The sequence below is a fragment of the Paenibacillus sp. plas6 genome, assembly GCF_057221655.1.
Genome location: NZ_CM170151.1, coordinates 713,109 through 732,706 on the forward strand (window position 1 = coordinate 713,109; position 19,598 = coordinate 732,706).

Consider the following 19,598-nt stretch of genomic DNA (forward strand, 5'->3'; position numbering starts at 1 on the left):
TTTATGGAGCTTAACAAAAAAACTAGTTTGAAAGAAAATCGTCAGCACGGCAATGCCTTATTTCCGTTAGCTGCCTATTGGATAAATATCAATCATCCAGGCGCACCGATTTTGGAATGTCATTGGCATGATGAGGTAGAGTTTTTTTATGTAATTCAAGGGGAAGTATTGTTTCAGCTTAATACGGAGTATTTTCATGTTAAAGCAGGAGAAGCGGTATTTGTGGAAAGTGGTGAAATTCATGCAGGTCATTCCTATCAAAATGCAACTTGCATGTTCGGGGCAATCGTATTCGACAAACAGCTTTTATCGAGCGCAAGCTTTGATTACATTCAAGCTAATTTCATCGCTCCTTTTCTTGAGCGTACGCGCACTTTTCCTAAACATATTAAGGGAGAAACAGCCTGGGAAAAACAACTGCTATATCAAATAAGAACGTTGCTTTCAATTTGCGATCAGCAAGACTGGGGCTATGAGCTTGCAGCCAAGCAACAACTGCTTGCTATGCTGCATACTATTACGCCGCAAGGTAGACATGTAAACCGCAGTACCAAAGATAGTTATCGTTCAACGAAAGCAGCAAGACTAAAAACAGCGATTAGCTATATGCAACAGCATTATCAGCAGCCACTAAAAATAAAGCAAATCGCCGAGCAAATTCCGATGAGCGAAGGACAGTTTTGTCGTTTTTTCAAAAACATGACCCGACAAACCCCAATCGAATATTTAAATAGCTACCGTATTAAAGTTGCAGCTCAGCTTCTGCTTGATCCCGGCTACAAAATTTCTTCAATTGCACTTGATGTCGGATTCGATCATATTAGTTATTTTGTTAAAGTATTTCGCAAACAAATGAATTGCACTCCTTCGCAATATCGTAAAACAATGCTGCAAGCAAGCACCGAATAAGACGAAACTAAGCAAAATGAGAAATTTTTCATGTAATTCAGCTCATTTTTCTTATTTTTTCAAAAATTCGTTTCGTTTTTTAATGTAAAATTAAGGTTCACTCGATAAACTATACGAAAACTATACTTAAATCAAACTATCCGAAGTATTGGAGGTTGATACTATGACAACAACACTTGTATTCCAAAATAAAACAATTCCAGTATATATGAGTGAACAAAACAAAAAAGCAATGCGTAAGCTTGAAGCCATTTTGAATAAGAAATGGGAAACAGGTAAACAAGCATTAAAACAATGCTTAGCAACATTAATTAGTATTGAAATTGTTGGTTCAGAGGCTACCTTGCATGCTCTAAGAGAACACCATACACTAACAATCTCGCTATATTAATGAGCATTACCTGCTATGTAAAATTAAAGATAAGGGATGGGATGAATATAGCTAATCAAATATTTGAGAGCAAATTACTTGTCTTTAATGTTACATACAATCTATGAAGGTACATCACTATTTAGGTGGTGTACCTTTTACTTTATGCTGTTAGAAAATGGAGACTGGGCGTAAATACTGCGACAAATTTGAAATAAAAAAGGATAGATTGAACAGGTGTCATCCTGTTGTCTATCCTTCCTTAGATTCTCTTGTTTAAGTTGTTATTGATTATCCGTTAACCGGCTTACTCACCAAGTAATATTTTCGCATATGGAGAATCAATCGGTATCATAATTACAGGCTCATTTGCCATCGTTACAACATAGCTTTCCAATGTACGATACAGTTTATAGAACTCTGGATCCTTACCATATGCTTCGTTATATATTTTTGCAGCTTCCTGCTCACCTTCGGCAACAATTTTTTTCGCAGTTGCTTCAGCCTCGGCAATAAGCTCTAGCGCAGTACGATCGGCTTTAGAGGTAATTTTTCGGGATTCCTCATCCCCTTCGGACAAATATTGTGCAGCAATCGATTCACGGTCTGAAATCATGCGGTTATATACACTTTCCTTGTTGCTGTCTGGCAAATCAGTACGTTTAATCCGTACATCAACAATTTCAATTCCGTAGTTATCACGGGATAATGCTTCTGCAACATCCTTTGTAATCTGCTCATTTAAGTTACCGCGAGCAGTGTTCTCACTAATAATTTCATCATAATTAACTTCAGACAGCTTTCTTCTGACAGAGTTATATACTGCCTCATCTATTCTTCGTGTACCAGCGTCAACGGTATGATTCGTTTTTATAAAATGCTCCGGATTATTAATACGCCATACAGTATAGTTGTCGACGAAAATAACCTTTTTATCCTTAGTCATAATTTGCGTCGGCACATTTTCATAGGTCATTTGATATTTAGGTAAAGTTTCTACCGTATCAACAAATGGAAGTTTGAAATACAATCCTGGCTCACTTTTGGCTTCTTGAGCTTCGCCAAAACGCAAAATAATTTTATATTCCCCTTCCTTCACAACAAATAATGAAGCTGAACCGAGTATAACGATGACAATAAAAGCTGTTATTATAAGATACCATTTTTTTCCGTTCATGGGCTCCTCCTAAATGTTCATTCTCTCTCACCATTGCTTACACTTTAGCTGCTTAATTGTTAGCTGAGCTTGATGAGCTGTTGGACGATGAACTAGAACTAGAATTAGTGCTAGAATTTGCACCAGTATTTGCACTGGAATTCGTACTTGAACGATTCATTAGGTCAGTAAGCGGCAAATAGTTAACCGTGTCGCTATCGGAATTGGTAATAAAGATTTTTGCATTAGGTAAAATTTTCTCTAATGTTTCTAAAATAAGACGGCTTTCCGTAATATCTTTATTTTTCGCATATTCCTCATAAATCGCATTAAACTTCGCAACGTCACCTTGGGCATTTAAGATACGTGATGCTTTCTCAGCCTCGGCTTGCTCAATTAGCGCTTGAGCTTCACCGCGTGCCTTTGGAATTCGTTCATTTTCATATTTCTGAGCATTATTTATTTTCGTATTTTTCTGCTCACGCGCATTGGTTACTGCGCGGAATGCTTCCGATACTTCCCCATCTGGCGGTTCAATATCTTGGAACTTCAAGTCAATAATTTGGATTCCTGTTTCATAATGCTCCATTAGTTCCACAAGATGCTCTCTTGCAAGCAATTGAATTTCTGTTTTACCGTCGGTAATTACATAATCTAATTTTTGCGAGCCAATCACAGAGCGAATAGAGGCAATCGCAGCATTTCGTAGAAACGTTTCAGGGTTATCTATGTTTGTTAAATAGTTTTTAATATTACTAATTTTCCAGGTAATGACCGCATCGGCTGAAACGATATTTTCATCACCTGTAATCATCATCGCTTCTTCCTCTACAACCTCATCTCCATTTGAAGTTTGGCGATAACCAATCGTAATCGTTTGTGTTAATTCTGCTGGAACGACTTTAACCTTTTGAATAGGTGACGGAAGCTTAAAATGCAATCCAGCGCCCTGCTCCTGTGTTATTTTACCGAAAGTATAAACGACCGCTTTTTCACGCTCTTCCACCGTATAGAACGATGTTGTACCAATGTAAATCAAAGCAATCAGGACAATACCTAAAATAACAAAATTACGTATTGCTTTTGAATTAAATTCTGGTTTATTCGGTATTTGGCTTCCTTGTTCTGGTGGATGTTGTTGAAAATTCATTTACAGCACTCCTCTCCTTTGTATCTGATATGTAATACGTCATTTTCAACAAATGGTCACATTTTTTTAAGCTTTATTTAATGTAAAAGAAATGCCCTTGATAATCACCCGCTAGCGAGTGTTTTCAAGGGAAGATTACAGTTTACTCATTCTATTTAATCAATAATAGCTACTTCGTATTATAAATCGCTACTTGCAAAGCGATATTCCCGCTGCTATTACCATTTGCGCTTAATTCAATTGAAGTATAGCCTGCCTGCCATGTAATTGTAATTTTTGCTTTGCCCGCTGCAATTCTTTTGCCAATAACCGTCATATCCTCACTATACTGATCAGCGGAAGTAAAGTATACTTCATCGCGATACGGTTCGCCAAAGTACTTGCTTAATTTTCCGTATATTTCACCAACCGTCGTTAACGCTGTCTGGTTGTCTTTGGCATTTAAGTTAAGCTGATAATAAACATTCGTAAGCTTATCATTGGTAAATGAAAATGTAGGATTGACCGAAAAACCTAACCAATCAACTGCTTCATAACGCAATAAACGCTGCTTATTCGTTCTCCCTGCAGTATTAGACTTTATCGTTGCAGTTTCCCGCTTCTCAACACTATTTACGCTGTCGTTCCAGCGATGCTCTCTCATAATCTTGCTTAAATCATTTCGTGCAGGCGGAGAAGTAATTTTTATTTTGTCATTATCTTTGTCCCAAACAACGTTGGCTCCTGTTACTTCAGACACAAATCGCAAAGGAACCATCGTTCTACCCTCCACGATAAGAGGTGCTGCCGATAATTTAATTACATGATTATTAACTAGTGCTTTTCTTGAACCAATCGTTAACTTCATTAACACATAATCATTAACACCAGTTATTGTTTTTGTGCTCTGATCCCAGGAGGACTGCATTCCTAACAATTTAAAAATAGTCGTATATTGAACAAGCGTAGTCCCATCAACGACAACCGGATCTACCTCAAATGAAACCTTTTTACCGTCTATAAAGACATTAATAGAGTCATTTTTTGCTGCTTCTAATAAACTAGAAGGCATTAGTAAAGCAAAAGCAATAAGTAGTACAATAAGTCTTTTCATGCAGTGCACCTCTTCTGTTAAATTTGATTGCCTACTACTAAAATAACCGAAACAAGTATATGATGTAATTAATTATTTTTCGATAGGAGGAATATGCCATAGATTGGAATAAAAGGATTTCTGATTTAGAGCATAGACTCGCGGCTGTAGAATATGAATTGCAGCACTTAAAGCGCAACGTACAGCAAGCTGGCTCGGAAAATGGTCAACCATTTACACAAGGTCAACAGCCGTTCCAGCAGTCGCAGCAATTTAATCAGCAAAGCCCGATGCGACCACAGCAATTTAGTCAAAGCCCGATGCAACCGCAGCAGGTTGGGCAAGGCACTCAGCCATATATACAGCAAACGCAACCGTTCGTACAGGGCACCAGACAGCCTGTTCAGCAACAAAACCAACCACATTTGCAACAGCCATTTGCGCAACGCATCCAGCAGTCGCAGCAATTTCTGCAAGGTGTTAAGCAGTCTGTTCATTATGGCGAGCCTTATTCACAGAGCGCAGCAAATGCAACATCAGCAGACAATTACTTCACTCAGTCCTTCCCAGACTTAGCACAAGCGGGACAATTCCCTCAAAATGGATGGCAATCCGCTTCACAAGCTTTCAGCTCAACAGCCAATCAAAGCAAAAACTTCGAAAGTGTTCTCGTCAAGATTGTGCTGCCCATTGTATTCGTAGTAGTACTGTTAATCGGCATCCTTATGCTTTTTATTGCTGGCATCGCTTACGGATTGCTAACGGAGCCTGTGCGTTGTCTGCTTGGACTAATGCTGGCAACATTTATGTATATATTCGGCATGCTGCAGCAACGCTTTAAGCGGCCTATATGGGGAAGAACATTACTGGGTGGAGCACACGGCGTCTTTATTATTACAGTTTCAATCGCCCATTTATCCTATGAAATCATTGGTGTCTTTGTTGCATTACTAGCCTACGCATTGACCTTCGCTTTAATTACATTTTCGGCAATACGTTGGCGCTCTCAGTTGCTAGTCACTATCGCCATTATTTCTGGTTATCTATGCATGTTTCTAGTTGATCTAAGTAAGGTTTATATCATTGCATTTATCCTTATTCAGCTTCTATTCTCAATCTGTATGATGGTTTTATCAAGTAAACTAAATTACAGAGTTGCATACAGTTTTGCATACCTGTTGCTACATTTCTCCCTGCTTATTACTTACAACATACAAGAGTATTCCACTCATAAACTATTGCTAGCAGCGCTTGCTATTCAACATGTATTAGTATTTATTTCGTTTATTAGACGGAAGCTTATTCTTATTGAGCAAATGATTGTGCAAATTATCGGCTCAATTGCCCTTATTAGCTGGGCTGCTCAATTATACAATTTACCTGGTGGAATTAGTTTAACCTATTCATTAGTAAATCTAATTATCGCAATTATGTATGGCTGTATTCTGCTATACTTTGAACGTGAACTGGCACAATTAGATAGCAATGAGCATGCTAAGTTGTATCATTCACTTTGGCTCCGTACAGAGGTTAGCACAATCATCATAGCGATTGCATTACTCTGCTTCTTTGTTGAACTGCTAGGAATATCATTTATTGGACTTATCATGTTTTTAATAGGCACAACCATTGTATTATATGGGATGCGTGATGAACATCCTGTTTTGCGTTGGGTTGGTGCTTTATTTACCTTTATCGGCGGAATAACAATATTATTTGATTTTCCAAGCAAATTGATATCCTATGAAAACCTTAGTTGGATCGTTATGCTGATTAGTCTTCTACTTATTTACCGTGAATGCCACAATGATTTAGATGACACTGTAGCAAAACCAATACTTTTGTCGGTCTTAATGTGGCTTGAAGCTGTCCTCCTGTTTATTTTCGTAACAATTATCGCGGATCTCATTGGAGAAAAATGGGGAACTGCAAGTTCTTATGCCTATATTATTTCTGCGGCTTGGCTAATCTATGCCCTCGGTGCGATTATTATAGGAGCTGTTCGCAAGCTGTCAAAGGCTAGATTAACGGGGATAATCTTACTGCTAGTAATCTTAATCAAAGTTATCTTTATTGACATGACATTTCTTAATATGTTGGCAAAATCACTTATCTTTACTGTGCTTGGTGGTATCGGGATTCTCGTCTCGTTCTTCCTATATAATCGAACGGACGATGCAGGTAAATCTGTAAGTAAGTAAAGTGTCGGTTATCATTGTAAAGGCTTTAGCTCTCCTTATGAGCTAAAGCTTTTTTTGGGTAGCGTCAAGAAGTTTGTGTAAATAAAAATAACTTTTACTTGTAGCAGTTGAATTACGTGTTGCTTTTGAACATGGCTTGTAGTTCTGCACGAGCTTGATCAAAGCCAATATGACATCTTGTAGCAAAGCGTTGGTTATAGCCTTCGAACTGTGAAACTAAGAATTTTTCTAGTGCTTCTTCATGAGGAAATTGCTCTTTCCGCTTGGTATATTTCTTGATCTGCTTGTTAAAGGATTCAATAAGATTAGTAGAGTAAATGCTTCTCCAAATCGACTGTGGAAAGCTGTAAAACGTGAAGATATAGGGATTCTCCACTAAGGCTTTCGTTGCTTTAGGATAAGCAGTTTTCCACTTATCACAGAAACGTTCTAGTGCTTCACGACCAGCTTGCTCATCTTTTGCACGGTATACGGTCTTGAAATCATCACAGATCTCAGCACGATCAGACACACGCACTTTATGAGCAAGATTGCGAGCAAGATGAACACAACAGGTTTGGTATTTGGCACCTGGAAAGACCTCGAAAATGGCATCAACCATGCCTTTTAATCCATCAGAAATAAAGAGTAGCACTTCTTCTGTGCCTCTTTCTCGAAGGTCTTGCAGAAGCTCTTTCCACACGTAAGCAGACTCGGTTGGAGCAATGGCATAGCTTAACACTTCCTTAGAACCATCTTCGCGAATGCCAACAGCTAAGTAAACCGCTTCTTTCGAAACGGTCTCACGCTTTACAGCAATGTAGGTTGCATCCAAATAGACGCAGACATAGCGTGTAGCTAACGAGCGTTTCAAGAAGGCATCCACATGCCCTACCATCACTTGCGTCATGTTAGAAATGGTTTGCGGGGTGTAATGATGCCCATACATTTTCTCGATCAGATCAGCGATTTCAGTCATGGTTACGCCCTTTTGGAACATATGAATGACAAACGATTCTAACGTGTCGTTGGATCGCTTGTAGGGTGCTACGGTCTGCTGCTTGAACGCTCCATTACGATCACGAGGGATTTGAAGGTGCAGATCGCCGTATTCCGTATGGAGCGTACGTGTATAGCTGCCGTTACGAGAATTGCCTGTATTGAAGCCTGCACGATCATACTTTTCGTAATCTAGGAAGGCGGTTAACTCGGTTGTTAACAAGTGATTCATCGCTCTTTCGAGGTGAATACGAAAAATTTCAGTCACATCTTGTTTTGTAACTAGAGCTTGGACTAAATCTGTTGTAAAATGATTCATAGGGAAGACCTCTCTCTGTGAATTTTGTGTGGTAACTCAATTCTACAAGAAAAGGTCTTCCTTTTGCATTTATTCATTTACACATAATATTTTATACTCTCTATCCAGATGTTGATTATATAATCAAACCTACTTCTGTAACTAGCAAAAATAATTATTAATATAATAAAATAGATTATATATGCTGTTAAATAAAATCCAGCAAATGCTAAATTACTACCTATTATCCCAAATAAAGATAATGGTGAAGGTTCAATAGACTTTACATTACTGTAATATGTTACGTAGATTGAAAATCTATACATCTTAGGTATAATTACTAGAAATGCAATACTCAATAATACTATAAGGATAATCACGGCTAGGTCTCCATATATAGTATTAGAAAAATAGTTAATCAAGATTAGATAACAATATAAACCGCCAAAGAAATATGGAATTAAGGCACCGTCTTTAATAAGTGAAATTATTCTTTTCATTTATATCCCTCTGAGCAATATATTAAACACAATTTAGAAGAAAGGGGGTTTTTTAGTGAATCAGTTACAATACGGTACAACAACAATAGAATACACACTGAACTATAACTCCTCTCAAGAAGAAGTATGTATTAGCGTTGATTGGATTGATGGGGTAACAGTTAATGCTCCCAACTCTCTGACTATAGATAGCATTAATGAGATTCTATATCGAAAAGCTCCATGGATACTCAAAAAATGGTTTGCCTTTGAAGAAATTGCTTCGTCTCCACCTCCGAAGGAGTATATAAGTGGAGAAAAATTCAAATACATTAACAGAGCATATAAACTAAAAGTCATTGCATCCTCTAACATTCAAACTGTCAACTTGCAATTTAATCAAGGTAAGTTTTTAGCTGCTGTTCCTTCATATTTACAAAATGAAGAACGAAGAAAACAACTACGAAACTTATTCCAGCAATGGTATATCAACACTGGTCAATCTAAGATCAACGAACGGGTAAAGCTATATGCTAATAAATTAGGTGTTACCCCCTCTAAAGTAGTTGTGAAGGATCAAAAAATGCGATGGGGGTCTTGTACAAATAATCATTCAATTTACATTAATTGGAGAGTTATGATGGCACCCATGAAAATAATTGATTATGTAATAGTGCACGAGCTAGCACACATTAAAATCAATGATCATTCTGCAGAGTATTGGCAATTAGTAAGATCAATCCTACCTGATTACGAAGAACGTAAAGAATGGTTAAGAGTAAATGGACCGCTACTGACGTTAGAGTAGCGGTTCCTTAATTAGTTCTTATGTAGAGCAGTATAGTCTGCTCTTAAATAAATCACTATATCACTGGACTTATATCCGCATTTTTGAAGCATCTTAAACATAAGATTCCTAATAGAATTTGCACTCATATTCGTTTCCAAAAAAATATCTGTTCCTTTTATTAAATAAGGCTTTCTTAACTCAGTTGATTGAGTAGTAAAATACTTCGATTTCTTACCATTCATACTTGAATCATTTACAAATTTTAATAATACTTCTTTATTTTTCTTAGCAATAATGTCAGTAAAACAGGTCAAAACTTCAATCCAAGTTTTACACTCATGCGTTTCATTTTGGAATTCAAATGAAAAAGGACGTTTATGTGCAAAATTTTCATATAAGCTATGTGGAATCTTATTGTCGACTACATAATCCCCATAATTAGGCAATGGTTTACTTTCATCTTTATCATCTAGTATTTCACTATCTAAATCATGTTCTAGTTCGTTCCGTAATTCAATGATTTGATCTTCTAAATCATTTATTTTCTTAGCATTTTCAATAAGTAAGTTAATTTGATCGTATTTTCGTTCACTCGTCTGTCTATTAATTCTTTGATGAATCTTGTCTAAAACATCATCCAATACACCTGTAATCAATTCTATACATTCAGTCAGGTTTGCGGCTTCTTCTGGAAACTCCTTTGCAATATAATTTAATACTATATTTAATTCCATACTTATCCCTCTTACCTTTTGTAATGTACCATCGCTAAGGTTACCATTTGCTGAGATAAATGATCTAGCTTTTCGCTAGGACACTTCATTGCTCTTAATTCCTTTTTAATAGACTTACGCATTTCACGCTTTACATCTTCCTTCTGAGTCCATTCTACGACTGCTTGAGCCTGTATAACGCCTGTTGTAAGATAAACCAATCTACGAAGTGCTTCTTTATCTAGTGACTCTCCTAATTCCTTTTCAAGCATGAGATAGAACGGATATTGCTCTCTAGCAAATCCATGTTCCTTGCTTTCTTCGCTTTGCTTGCGAATATCGTCACGTATACGACTAAGCTCTTCATATAGATCAGCAATTTCCATTTGTCGTAATCTGCGAAGCTCGATTAGCTTCTCAAGACGTTCTCGCAACGAAGTATAGAATACAGGGTTCTCATGCAACTTCACACGAATTTCATGCCTGATCGCATGCTCCATCTCCGCTGCTTGAGCTTCTTTACTTTTTATATTTTTCAATCGATCTTCAAATCCACTAGCTAAAATATCAATAGGCTCATGTAATATTTCAACAGATGAAGCACGTAAATGTTCTGCTATCAGTTGTTTTACTTTTTCACCGCAATCTGAAATATCCATTCCATCCTCACGAAAACGATTCTTTGCTGCTTGTCTAACTTTTCCGAGGAACTTCAAGTCTGCTACAAATCGTTGAGCTTTCGGGTTTGGCAAAATTATCTCCATACTCTGAGCAAACTTACTAAATGCCATCTCGAATTGCTGCCTTACATCCTCAGGCTCTAATACATCCAGGCAAGCATCAAGATTATCTTTACGAATATAATCGAAGAAACGCATTGCAGCACGATGACGAGTTTCCAATCGTGGTAACTCGCTTTCAATTGGTAGTAAAGCACCTTGAATGTCTTGCTTTGTAAAGATACCTAATGCTTTTTCTAAAAATGAAGATACACCAAAGTAATCAATAATAAGGCCATAATCTTTCTTATCATACGTGCGGTTTGTTCGTGCAATGGCTTGTAATAGGTTATGTTCCTTTAATGGCTTGTCTAAGTACATGACTTGCTCTATCGGCGCATCGAACCCAGTCAGCAGCTTATCGCAAACGATAAGAATAGCTAACTTATCCTCTGAAAAAGGCTTCTTAAAGCGTTCGATGAGCTGTTTTTCTTCCTCTTTACTCAATTGATATTTCTTTAAGTGTTCATCATCATCGTTGCTTCCAGAGAAAATAACCGCAGATTCCAGATCACTTAACTCATCAAGCTTTTCTTTATAAAGTACAGCAACTTCACGAGAAATCGCTACAATCTGCGCCTTAAAGCCATTCGGTAAAATATGTGTTTCATAATGGTTAATAATATCTAGCACGACTTGCTCAATACGTTTTGGCGAAGCTATAATCGCCTGCTCCGTTGCAAATTTCTTCTGAATTCGCTCCCTTGTCTTTTCATCATATTCACGGAACTTACGATCAAACAGCTGATCTAGCGTTTCCCCGTCAACATGCAAATGAGTGAGTCTAGCTTCATAGAAAATTGGTACCGTTGCTCCATCAGATACAGCTTGTTCAATCGTGTATTTATCGATATACGAACCAAAGGTACGTGTGGTACTTTTATCTTCCTTATCAATCGGTGTACCAGTAAACCCAATGTAGCAAGCATTAGGCAGAGCCGTGCGCATATTCATGGCTAATCCTTTATATTGCGTACGATGACTTTCATCCACCATCACGATAATATTGCTTTCAGCAGACAGCTCTGGAAACTGATCTTCATCACTTGAAGTTTGGAACTTTTGCACAAGTGTCATGACTGTTGAACCAGTTCCTTGACGTAGTAACTCTCTTAATTCAGCAACACTGCCAGCTTGTTGAGGATTAGGAAAACCGCAACGTCGGAAAGTATTTGTAATTTGCCCATCCAAATCTGTACGATCCGTTACAATGACAAGGGTAGGATTTTTTAGCTCCACCATTCGCCTAAGCTTAACCGCTAAATAGACCATGGTTAAAGACTTGCCAGAACCCTGCGTATGCCATATGACACCGCCACGTTCTCGTGGATGTTTCGCATTTAGAATTCGCTGTACTGCCTTGTTAACCGCACGATATTGCTGATAACGAGCCAGCTTCTTTACGATTTTATTGTTTACAGGTTCATAGACAATAAAGTTTTGGATGAGATCCAGCAAATTCTCTTTACGCAATGTACCCGCTACTAGAATATCACTAGCATATGGATTGTCTGATATCTCAGGTGTAGTTAATGGATAAGGATCTTTCCACTCGGCAAAATGCTTTATTTCAGCTCCTATTGTGCCTACTTTAGCACGATCTTTACTTGTTGCTAACATGAAAGCATTGTAATGGAATAATTCTTCCTTCATCGCTTGATATCGCTTCAGTTGCTTTACTGCATCACCAATTTGCTGTTCAGCATTTAGCAAGCGACTCTTACATTCAATAACGACGATAGGAATACCGTTAATGTATACAATTAAGTCAGGACGAATTGCTTGCTTAGACGTAGCAATCGTTAACTGTTCGACAACAAGAAACTCGTTGTTTTCAGGATTAGTGAAGTCAATGATTTTTACTGTTTGATTTTTCTTACCCTTACCAAGATCCTGTTGAACAGAAGTATAGTTCACGATTAAGTTATGGAAGAATGAGTTTGCTTCCATAAGGGAAGAGGCTTCAATAACTGTGATTGCCCGCTTCACCTTATTTAAGTTCGTATCATCTATCCAAGGATTAAGTCTGCGCAGAGCTGATTCAAGCCTGCCTTCAAGAATCACTTGATGGTTAGATGAACGTTCTTGCTCAAGCTCTAGACCAGTGCAATGAAGGTAGCCTAGACCTTTGAGCTGTTCTATGACGTGATTTTCAACATCCTTTTTCTCGTTCCATTCATCGGTGTAAGACATACCTTCACCACCTAGTCGTCTAGTTTTACACGAACCTTGCCTGTGAGCAAGTCTTGCATAAGTGGATCGGCTACACTGAATTGGACAATTCTCTTAAGGTCTAGTAGATTGAAATCAAATCGACAAAGAACGGAGAGAATGTCATGCAGAAACGTGAGCGTCGGTCATTTACAGACGAGTTCAAGCAACAGATGGTTCAACTTTACGAGAATGGGAAACCGCGGGCAGATATTTTGAGAGAATATGATCTGAGTGCATCTGCGTTTGACCGTTGGGTCAAACAGAGTAGAACAACAGGTTCTTTCAAAGAAAAGGACAACCGGACAGAGGAACAGAATGAACTCCTTGCGCTGCGTAAGGAAATCCAACGGTTGAAGATGGAAAACGATATTTTAAAGCAAGCAGCGCTGATCTTCGGACGAAAATAACGGTAATCCAGCAAAACGCTCATAAGTATCCCATATCGGCCATGTGCAAGATTCTTCAGGTCAATAGGAGTACCTACTACTACGAGAGTAATGAGCAATCATCTGTCGATGATGAGGTGGAACAAGCAATTATCCGTATTTTTGGAGAGAATCAGCGCGTGTATGGAGCAAGGAAGATCAAAGCAAAACTTCAAGAAGAGGGAATGACGGTTTCCAGACGGCGCATTGGACGTCTGATGAAGAAAAACGGCCTGGTCTCGGTCTACACAGTGGCGCAGTATAAACCGCATATGTCGTCATGTAACGAATCGCCGATCCAGAACGAACTGAATCGCGAGTTTGCGAAAGAAGCACCATTGGAAGCCGTTGTGAGTGACTTGACATACGTTCGGGTCGCAAATAAATGGCACTATATTTGTTTGCTCGTGGACTTGTTTAATCGGGAGATCATCGGTTACAGCTGCGGAAAATTTAAAGATGCCGCACTAGTCTATCAAGCATTTGCAAGCGTAAAAGGAGATCTACGCCAAATCCAGCTTTTTCACACAGATCGTGGCAGTGAGTTTAGAAATCTCACGATTGATGAAGTGATCAGCACGTTCAAGATCAAGCGTTCATTGAGTATGAAAGGCTGTCCCTATGACAATGCAGTTGCGGAGGCAACCTTTAAGCTGATCAAAGCCGAGTTCGTGAAAAATCGCAAATTTGAATCGCTATCTCAGTTAAAGCAAGAGCTAGGAACATACGTCAAATGGTTTAACGAAGCTAGGATTCATTCCACACTAGGATATCTAAGCCCATTAGCGTACAAAGAGAAGGCACTTAAGAAATCTGTCTAGTCAGGTGTTGACAATCCAAAGACCTTTTTTGAGAGTTTGGAGTTGGGTTAGTTTTTGTTGTTCAGCTTCAATACGCTCTTCAATAGAATTCAAAGTTTTTACAATCTCATTTTGCTCTTCTAGACTAGGTAGAGCAATTACTATTTCGTTTTTAAATACTTCATTTGGAACTCGTTGTCTCCCAGTTGTACCTGTCATTCTACCGATTGCATAGTTACGAATTCTTTCATGCTTTACTAAATAGTAAAGAAATTTTGAATTAACAAAATTGAGATTAGGTGATAAAACTATAAATTCGGTAGAACCAATACCTAAATCACACTCAGTTACTAAGCATGTTTTTCCGTTTTCTGCACAAGGTGTTATCCGTGCAAATAACACATCTCCTCTTTTGAATCTTGAACCGCTCCCTCCAGATTTTCTTTTCCCTAAATAAGAAACCTTACTTGAATTGGTTTGAACAGCGCTCATTTCTATAAACGGATACTCCTTATCCTTTTCCAGCTTATAAGTTGGATTAATGGACACGTATTTTGAAAATAAACATTCCTCCCACTCCTCAGGAATCTCACCAATCTCCGTCTGCTTAAACTTCGTATGTCCTATACCTTTTGTTAACAGTTCTTGCATTAATCCCTTTTTGACTTTTTCCGTTTGTTCAATGATTGCTTCAGTCTTAGAGATTGCTTCATCTACGGATGAAAGGATATCTGCTATTTTTTGTTGTTCAGGTAAAGATGGTAATATAACTTCGATATCAAAAAAATCATTAACACCAACATTTAATAAACCGTGGCTTCTTCCACCTTCTTGTGCTATATTTCTGACTTGATCATGCCAGTATTCACTTTCAAAGTAATACTTATAGAAGTCCTTACTTACAGTATTTATCATTCTAAAACAAATATATAGTGTTGACACAATACCATTTTCATAGAACTCTAATGGCTTTATTACCCCCAATGGGTAGCCAGCAGAATAACTTTTATTATATGCAAAATCTCCTTTTGTTAAATAATAGTAACCTTCAAGATTTTTACTTGCTACAGTTTTGTTAAAGAATTCTAGTTGACTCACTAACCCCTTTTGTGCAGATATTGTCAACACGTTGCTACTTCTACCTTTGTTTTTCTCTGTGATTCTATCTGCAATATCTCTCAATCTAACCTTCTTCCACTCACTCATCATAACCAAGCTCCTTCAAGTAAGCATACATTGTTGCTTCAACTTCTTTACGTTCCTCTTCAAGCTTACGAAGTTCAGCTAATGCTTCCGCTACATCGATTTTTTCCTCTTCTTCAGCAGTATCGATATAACGAGCAATATTAAGGTTATAGTCATTCTCACGAATTTCATCAAGGCTTACTACCCTGCAATATTTCTCTTGATCAGTCCAGTTGTCATATGCCGATACGATCTTTTCAATATCTTCATCACGCAATGTATTTTGATTTTTACCAGGTTGGTAATCATCTGCTCCATGCAGAAAGAATACTTTACCTTTACGGTCTTCAGTCTTGTTGCGATTAAAGATTAGAATACAAGCAGGAATACCAGTACCATAGAAAAGGTTTGAAGGCAGACCAATCACTGCTTCTAATAGATCATCTTCAAGAATCCCTTTACGAATGACACCTTCAGCTCCGCCACGGAATAGCACACCGTGAGGCATAACTACGCCAGCTTTCCCATTGTGGTTAAGCGTAGCAATCATATGCTGGATGAATGCTAGATCTCCTTTATCTTTTGGAGGAATACCGTAACGGAAGCGACCTAACGAATCAGCTTCTGCTTCTTCACGTCCCCAATTGGATAGTGAGAATGGCGGATTAGCAATAACCCGATCATACAAAATTAATTCGCCTTCTTCTAATAGCTTTGGATCACGAATTGTATCTCCCTTTTCAATCCGATGATCGCTTAACCCATGCAATAATAGGTTCATCTTACAGATTGCCCACGTATTCAAGTTACGCTCCTGACCATGTAGGGTTATGTTGCGTTCATTCCCGCCTCTTGCCTTAATGTAATCGACAGACTGAATAAGCATACCGCCTGATCCTGCTGTTGGATCGCAGACACGCATGCCTTCTTCTACTTTAAGAAGATGAACGATTAGTTTTACAACTTGACTTGGTGTATAGAACTCTCCACCTTTTTTCCCTGCATCATCGGCAAATTGTTTGATAAGGTACTCATAGGCACGACCTAACATATCTGGTTCAGAAAGATTACCATTCGATAAATCAATTTTAGAAAAATGCAAAATAAGCGTTTGAAGAAGACTGTCAGGGAGCTTTTCTTTGTCATTAAAATCAATGGTAGCAAGTACCCCTTGTAGTGAATCGTTCCTTTCCTCAAGCGCTTCGAAAGCTTTATTAATGGCATCACCGATGTTTTCAGTTAAGCTTTGAATTTTACTCCATCTTGCAATTTCAGGAACGAAAAATTGGTGCTCATCTGGATCATACCAACCATAATCATCGCCTTCTTCTTCCTCGATTTTACGTGCTGTTTCAACAAAAACGTCATTAAGTCGTTTTAAAAATAGTAAACCAAAGATGTAATTTTTATAGTCAGAGGAATCTATGCTTCCTCGAAGAATATTTGCGGACTCCCATAAATGAGATTCTAATTGTTGTAAAGTCAGTTTACTCATTGCTTCCTCCTAGTTGTTCTAAGACTATAGTACTATTCGATAAATGATGACAAATCCCTTCAAAGTTCTGTAATAAAGCCCTAATTTCGTAAGTAGTTAAGTTGTTACTTCTTTCTCGAGAAAAACAACTATTAGTATAGTGTGTAGATAATCATATCCGACGTCTAATTATAAAACGAATACTAGATTAGATAAACCTGGAGCTCCTTACTCATACATGTCACCTCAAAAGAAAATCTAAGAACATTATTACATATCTGCTACTCATTCATTATCTGTAAAAATAGAATAAGAACATTTAAAACATCAAAAAAGCCCTTGCATAGCAAGGACTCTGAACTCTTATATTATGGTGCGGTAGAGAGGACTCGAACCTCCACGGGTATCCACCCACCACCCCCTCAAGATGGCGCGTCTGCCATTCCGCCACTACCGCATGACAGTTAAATAAACACCACATAAAAAAAGCGGTGCAAGAAATATATTACTACAGCTTTCATTAAAAGTAAAGTAGTACTATAAATTTATAAGCAGCTTATTTATAAGTTATAATATCTAAAAAACCACCCCAACATTAGTTTTAACTAACATTAAAGTGGTTGAATCATCAGTTGATTAATGCTTTATTAAACTTCCACTAAGTACTATCGAACTATTCTTACCAGCTGACTTACTCAAAGAAGAAAACTGGTGAGCCATGGAGGACTCGAACCTCCGACACCCTGATTAAAAGTCAGGTGCTCTACCAACTGAGCTAATGGCTCACATGATTGTTTACTTATCATGAGAGCAGCTCTCATAATAATAGTGGTGACCCGTAGGGGATTCGAACCCCTGTTACCTCCGTGAAAGGGAGGTGTCTTAACCCCTTGACCAACGGGCCATATTTTCAAAAGCGACAAGAAATATATTAACATATTTCTTTTATCATTGCAAGCATTTTTTTTAGAATTCGAGCAAATAAAAAAGACCGGCGTGGTCTTTTATCAACATCTTTCTAAAAAAGATGGCGGAGAAGGTGGGATTCGAACCCACGCACCACTCACGCAGTCTAACCCCTTAGCAGAGGGTCCCCTTGAGCCACTTGGGTACTTCTCCGTACTGGCTCCCCGAACAGGACTCGAACCTGTGACAACTCGATTAACAGTCGAGTGCTCTACCGACTGAGCTATCGGGGAACAACAATTAGATAAAGCGGACAAGTAATAATTTATCATCAGTTGAGTTAGTTGTCAATACTTTTTAAAATTAATTTTCCACTACATTTTCCACAGCGATATTTTAATACATTCATCTTACGTTTTCGGTAATATTTCTGCTTACAATTTACGCATGTTATAAGATAACGGTAACGTGCTCCTTCCCCGCCTTCTCGTTCAGGCAGTCGTTTACAATAACGCGCTCCCCCAACAGCAGCAAGTAACAGCTTAAAATCTTTATCGCGATGTCGATAACCACGCTTTTGTAAATGAAGATGATAGTGACATAGTTCATGCTTAATTATTTTTTCTGTTTCTTCTACTCCATAGGAATGAAGTTGATGCGGACTTATTTCTATATTATGTGTTGTAGTAAAGTATCTGCCGCCTGTTGCCTTCAGCCGTGCATTAAAGGTCGCTTTATGTAAAAAAGGACGACCAAAACTTTCTAGTGACACTTTCTCTACCCAATGCTGCAACTCGGTATTATCCAAGCTGTTCACCTCCAAACTACTTGAATTGTAAGGCAACAATAGGCTAAACTGTCAAGTAGAATTGTTAAGTAGAATTGTCAAATTGAGGGGAGTTATTTTCATTATGCCTACTATGCGCTATGTTCTCTTACAGCAAGATACTAAACTTACATTTGTTGAAATGCCAGCTACTCATGCTTATCAGCTAAGCGCGCTTAATTTAAGATTACGTAAGGAAATTGATAAACTAACTGCTGAAGAAGTCCCTGCCTTGCCACTGGCTGTTGCTGAATGCGACGCATTAGACGTGCATAGTGACTCCGTGCAGGTCGTATCAGGGTTAGCATACATAAATTCTCTAGAAGCTGAATTTGCTAATATTAAAGAACAGTCTTATCCGTTAATTGCTCTGTTAACGGAAATACGTGCCCTGCAAGCTCAGCTGGAGCAATGGTATGAAGAGTACGAAGAAGAAAAACTAAACCAACAATAATAAGATTAACTTCGACTTATCAGTTGATTACGTAGACAGGCACTTCAACCGCCCAGAGGTCATATGCTATACAACATGAGTAGCGTGACAAGGGAGGTAATTCTATGCCGCATTGGCTACGTAATCAGCTTATGAAGGCATTTCAGCGAGGAGATGCTCGTAAAGTACGTTTACTGAACGATTGTTGGTATTTTTATCGGGCGCAAGCCATTCATATGAAATCAAATTTAGAAAAGGATCATACGGTTCATTGAGGATTCTTTCAATTTTATTTATCTTATTGGGGCGATGCTGTCCATAATGCGAATGCAAGATTATATGAAAAGGGCATTAATAATGAAAAAAGTTGTATGGAAGAGCTAAACTAAACTCTGTTCAGCTCATTACTCCGTACAACTTTTATTTTTGTCGAATTTAGC

At 38.1% G+C, this 19,598-nt stretch carries 16 protein-coding genes and 5 tRNA genes; 7 read left to right on the plus strand and 14 right to left on the minus strand.

Going from position 1 to position 19,598, the window contains the following annotated elements; genetic code table 11:
- The first annotated feature begins 3 nt into the window (after nucleotides 1-3).
- Both AC2TDL_RS03305 and AC2TDL_RS03310 read left to right on the plus strand, forming a co-directional pair.
- Nucleotides 4-909 carry an AraC family transcriptional regulator gene (locus AC2TDL_RS03305; protein ID WP_484698770.1) on the plus strand — a complete coding sequence of 302 codons (906 nt, stop codon included), beginning with the start codon at nucleotides 4-6 and terminating at the stop codon, nucleotides 907-909.
- Between the two features lie 163 nt (nucleotides 910-1,072).
- Nucleotides 1,073-1,300: a 3-dehydroquinate dehydratase gene (locus AC2TDL_RS03310; RefSeq protein WP_484698771.1), complete on the plus strand. Its 228-nt coding sequence runs from the start codon at nucleotides 1,073-1,075 to the stop codon at nucleotides 1,298-1,300.
- Nucleotides 1,301-1,586: 286 nt separating this feature from the next.
- On the opposite strand, the gene hflC is transcribed toward AC2TDL_RS03310, so the two are convergent.
- From hflC to AC2TDL_RS03325, 3 genes are all read right to left on the minus strand, one after another.
- Nucleotides 1,587-2,456, minus strand: coding sequence for a protease modulator HflC (gene hflC, locus AC2TDL_RS03315; protein WP_484698772.1), 870 nt, complete (start codon nucleotides 2,454-2,456; stop codon nucleotides 1,587-1,589).
- A gap of 52 nt (nucleotides 2,457-2,508) precedes the next feature.
- Nucleotides 2,509-3,585, minus strand: a complete 1,077-nt coding sequence (gene hflK, locus AC2TDL_RS03320) for an FtsH protease activity modulator HflK (protein ID WP_484698773.1) — start codon at nucleotides 3,583-3,585, stop codon at nucleotides 2,509-2,511.
- 169 nt (nucleotides 3,586-3,754) lie between these two features.
- The gene (locus tag AC2TDL_RS03325; RefSeq protein WP_484698775.1) at nucleotides 3,755-4,678 is read right to left on the minus strand and encodes a copper amine oxidase N-terminal domain-containing protein; all 924 of its coding nucleotides are present in this window, start codon (nucleotides 4,676-4,678) and stop codon (nucleotides 3,755-3,757) included.
- A 158-nt stretch (nucleotides 4,679-4,836) separates the two neighbouring features.
- Between AC2TDL_RS03325 and AC2TDL_RS03330 the strand changes: the two genes are divergently transcribed.
- On the plus strand, nucleotides 4,837-6,858 hold the full coding sequence (locus AC2TDL_RS03330; RefSeq protein ID WP_484698776.1) for a DUF2339 domain-containing protein: 2,022 nt from the start codon (nucleotides 4,837-4,839) through the stop codon (nucleotides 6,856-6,858).
- Nucleotides 6,859-6,970: 112 nt separating this feature from the next.
- On the opposite strand, the gene AC2TDL_RS03335 is transcribed toward AC2TDL_RS03330, so the two are convergent.
- Nucleotides 6,971-8,155, minus strand: a complete 1,185-nt coding sequence (locus tag AC2TDL_RS03335; RefSeq protein WP_484696077.1) for an IS256 family transposase — start codon at nucleotides 8,153-8,155, stop codon at nucleotides 6,971-6,973.
- A gap of 534 nt (nucleotides 8,156-8,689) precedes the next feature.
- On the opposite strand from AC2TDL_RS03335, the gene AC2TDL_RS03340 reads away from it, so the two are divergent.
- Complete coding sequence (locus AC2TDL_RS03340) at nucleotides 8,690-9,421, plus strand: M48 family metallopeptidase (RefSeq protein ID WP_484698778.1); 732 nt, start codon at nucleotides 8,690-8,692, stop codon at nucleotides 9,419-9,421.
- A gap of 11 nt (nucleotides 9,422-9,432) precedes the next feature.
- Here the strand turns inward: AC2TDL_RS03340 and AC2TDL_RS03345 are convergent, their stop codons facing one another.
- Together AC2TDL_RS03345 and AC2TDL_RS03350 are read right to left on the minus strand one after the other, a co-directional pair.
- A complete protein-coding gene (locus tag AC2TDL_RS03345; protein ID WP_484698779.1) occupies nucleotides 9,433-10,137 on the minus strand; it encodes a hypothetical protein in 705 nt (234 codons plus the stop codon).
- Nucleotides 10,138-10,148: 11 nt separating this feature from the next.
- Nucleotides 10,149-13,088 carry a type I restriction endonuclease subunit R gene (locus AC2TDL_RS03350; RefSeq protein WP_484698780.1) on the minus strand — a complete coding sequence of 980 codons (2,940 nt, stop codon included), beginning with the start codon at nucleotides 13,086-13,088 and terminating at the stop codon, nucleotides 10,149-10,151.
- Between the two features lie 143 nt (nucleotides 13,089-13,231).
- Between AC2TDL_RS03350 and AC2TDL_RS03355 the strand changes: the two genes are divergently transcribed.
- Nucleotides 13,232-14,355 (plus strand): IS3 family transposase gene (locus AC2TDL_RS03355; RefSeq protein ID WP_429776203.1). Its coding sequence is split into 2 segments (ribosomal slippage): nucleotides 13,232-13,481 and nucleotides 13,481-14,355, totalling 1,125 coding nucleotides; the frame shifts between segments, so codons are not numbered across the junction.
- Here AC2TDL_RS03355 and AC2TDL_RS03360 read toward each other — a convergent pair.
- From AC2TDL_RS03360 to AC2TDL_RS03395, 8 genes are all read right to left on the minus strand, one after another.
- Nucleotides 14,356-15,543, minus strand: a complete 1,188-nt coding sequence (locus AC2TDL_RS03360; protein WP_484698782.1) for a restriction endonuclease subunit S — start codon at nucleotides 15,541-15,543, stop codon at nucleotides 14,356-14,358.
- Nucleotides 15,533-17,014 (minus strand): type I restriction-modification system subunit M, encoded by a 1,482-nt coding sequence (locus tag AC2TDL_RS03365; RefSeq protein WP_484698783.1) that lies wholly within the window; start codon nucleotides 17,012-17,014, stop codon nucleotides 15,533-15,535. Before AC2TDL_RS03365 ends, AC2TDL_RS03360 begins: the two co-directional genes overlap by 11 nt.
- Before the next feature lie 350 nt (nucleotides 17,015-17,364).
- A tRNA-Leu gene (locus AC2TDL_RS03370) sits at nucleotides 17,365-17,450 on the minus strand.
- Between the two features lie 252 nt (nucleotides 17,451-17,702).
- Nucleotides 17,703-17,778 (minus strand) — tRNA-Lys (locus AC2TDL_RS03375).
- 44 nt (nucleotides 17,779-17,822) lie between these two features.
- Nucleotides 17,823-17,897: transfer RNA gene (locus AC2TDL_RS03380), tRNA-Glu, on the minus strand.
- Nucleotides 17,898-18,021: 124 nt separating this feature from the next.
- Nucleotides 18,022-18,112 (minus strand) — tRNA-Ser (locus AC2TDL_RS03385).
- A 4-nt stretch (nucleotides 18,113-18,116) separates the two neighbouring features.
- A tRNA-Asn gene (locus AC2TDL_RS03390) sits at nucleotides 18,117-18,192 on the minus strand.
- 47 nt (nucleotides 18,193-18,239) lie between these two features.
- Nucleotides 18,240-18,707 carry a SprT family protein gene (locus AC2TDL_RS03395; protein ID WP_484698784.1) on the minus strand — a complete coding sequence of 156 codons (468 nt, stop codon included), beginning with the start codon at nucleotides 18,705-18,707 and terminating at the stop codon, nucleotides 18,240-18,242.
- 103 nt (nucleotides 18,708-18,810) lie between these two features.
- On the opposite strand from AC2TDL_RS03395, the gene AC2TDL_RS03400 reads away from it, so the two are divergent.
- Complete coding sequence (locus tag AC2TDL_RS03400) at nucleotides 18,811-19,179, plus strand: hydrolase/acyltransferase (protein WP_484698785.1); 369 nt, start codon at nucleotides 18,811-18,813, stop codon at nucleotides 19,177-19,179.
- Nucleotides 19,180-19,283: 104 nt separating this feature from the next.
- Entirely contained in the window at nucleotides 19,284-19,433 is a 150-nt protein-coding gene (gene cmpA, locus AC2TDL_RS03405; protein WP_484698786.1) for a cortex morphogenetic protein CmpA, read from the plus strand.
- Nucleotides 19,434-19,598 lie beyond the last annotated feature (165 nt).

Excerpts from the sequence above, each read along its gene's own strand:
- AC2TDL_RS03305 (WP_484698770.1), top strand. The coding sequence starts at position 4 with ATGGAGCTTAACAAAAAAACTAGTTTGAAAGAAAATCGTCAGCACGGC.
- AC2TDL_RS03310 (WP_484698771.1), top strand. The coding sequence starts at position 1,073 with ATGACAACAACACTTGTATTCCAAAATAAAACAATTCCAGTATATATG.
- hflC (WP_484698772.1), bottom strand. The coding sequence starts at position 2,456 with ATGAACGGAAAAAAATGGTATCTTATAATAACAGCTTTTATTGTCATC.
- hflK (WP_484698773.1), bottom strand. The coding sequence starts at position 3,585 with ATGAATTTTCAACAACATCCACCAGAACAAGGAAGCCAAATACCGAAT.
- AC2TDL_RS03325 (WP_484698775.1), bottom strand. The coding sequence starts at position 4,678 with ATGAAAAGACTTATTGTACTACTTATTGCTTTTGCTTTACTAATGCCT.
- AC2TDL_RS03335 (WP_484696077.1), bottom strand. The coding sequence starts at position 8,155 with ATGAATCATTTTACAACAGATTTAGTCCAAGCTCTAGTTACAAAACAA.
- AC2TDL_RS03345 (WP_484698779.1), bottom strand. The coding sequence starts at position 10,137 with ATGGAATTAAATATAGTATTAAATTATATTGCAAAGGAGTTTCCAGAA.
- AC2TDL_RS03350 (WP_484698780.1), bottom strand. The coding sequence starts at position 13,088 with ATGTCTTACACCGATGAATGGAACGAGAAAAAGGATGTTGAAAATCAC.
- AC2TDL_RS03360 (WP_484698782.1), bottom strand. The coding sequence starts at position 15,543 with ATGATGAGTGAGTGGAAGAAGGTTAGATTGAGAGATATTGCAGATAGA.
- AC2TDL_RS03365 (WP_484698783.1), bottom strand. The coding sequence starts at position 17,014 with ATGAGTAAACTGACTTTACAACAATTAGAATCTCATTTATGGGAGTCC.
- AC2TDL_RS03400 (WP_484698785.1), top strand. The coding sequence starts at position 18,811 with ATGCCTACTATGCGCTATGTTCTCTTACAGCAAGATACTAAACTTACA.
- cmpA (WP_484698786.1), top strand. The coding sequence starts at position 19,284 with ATGCCGCATTGGCTACGTAATCAGCTTATGAAGGCATTTCAGCGAGGA.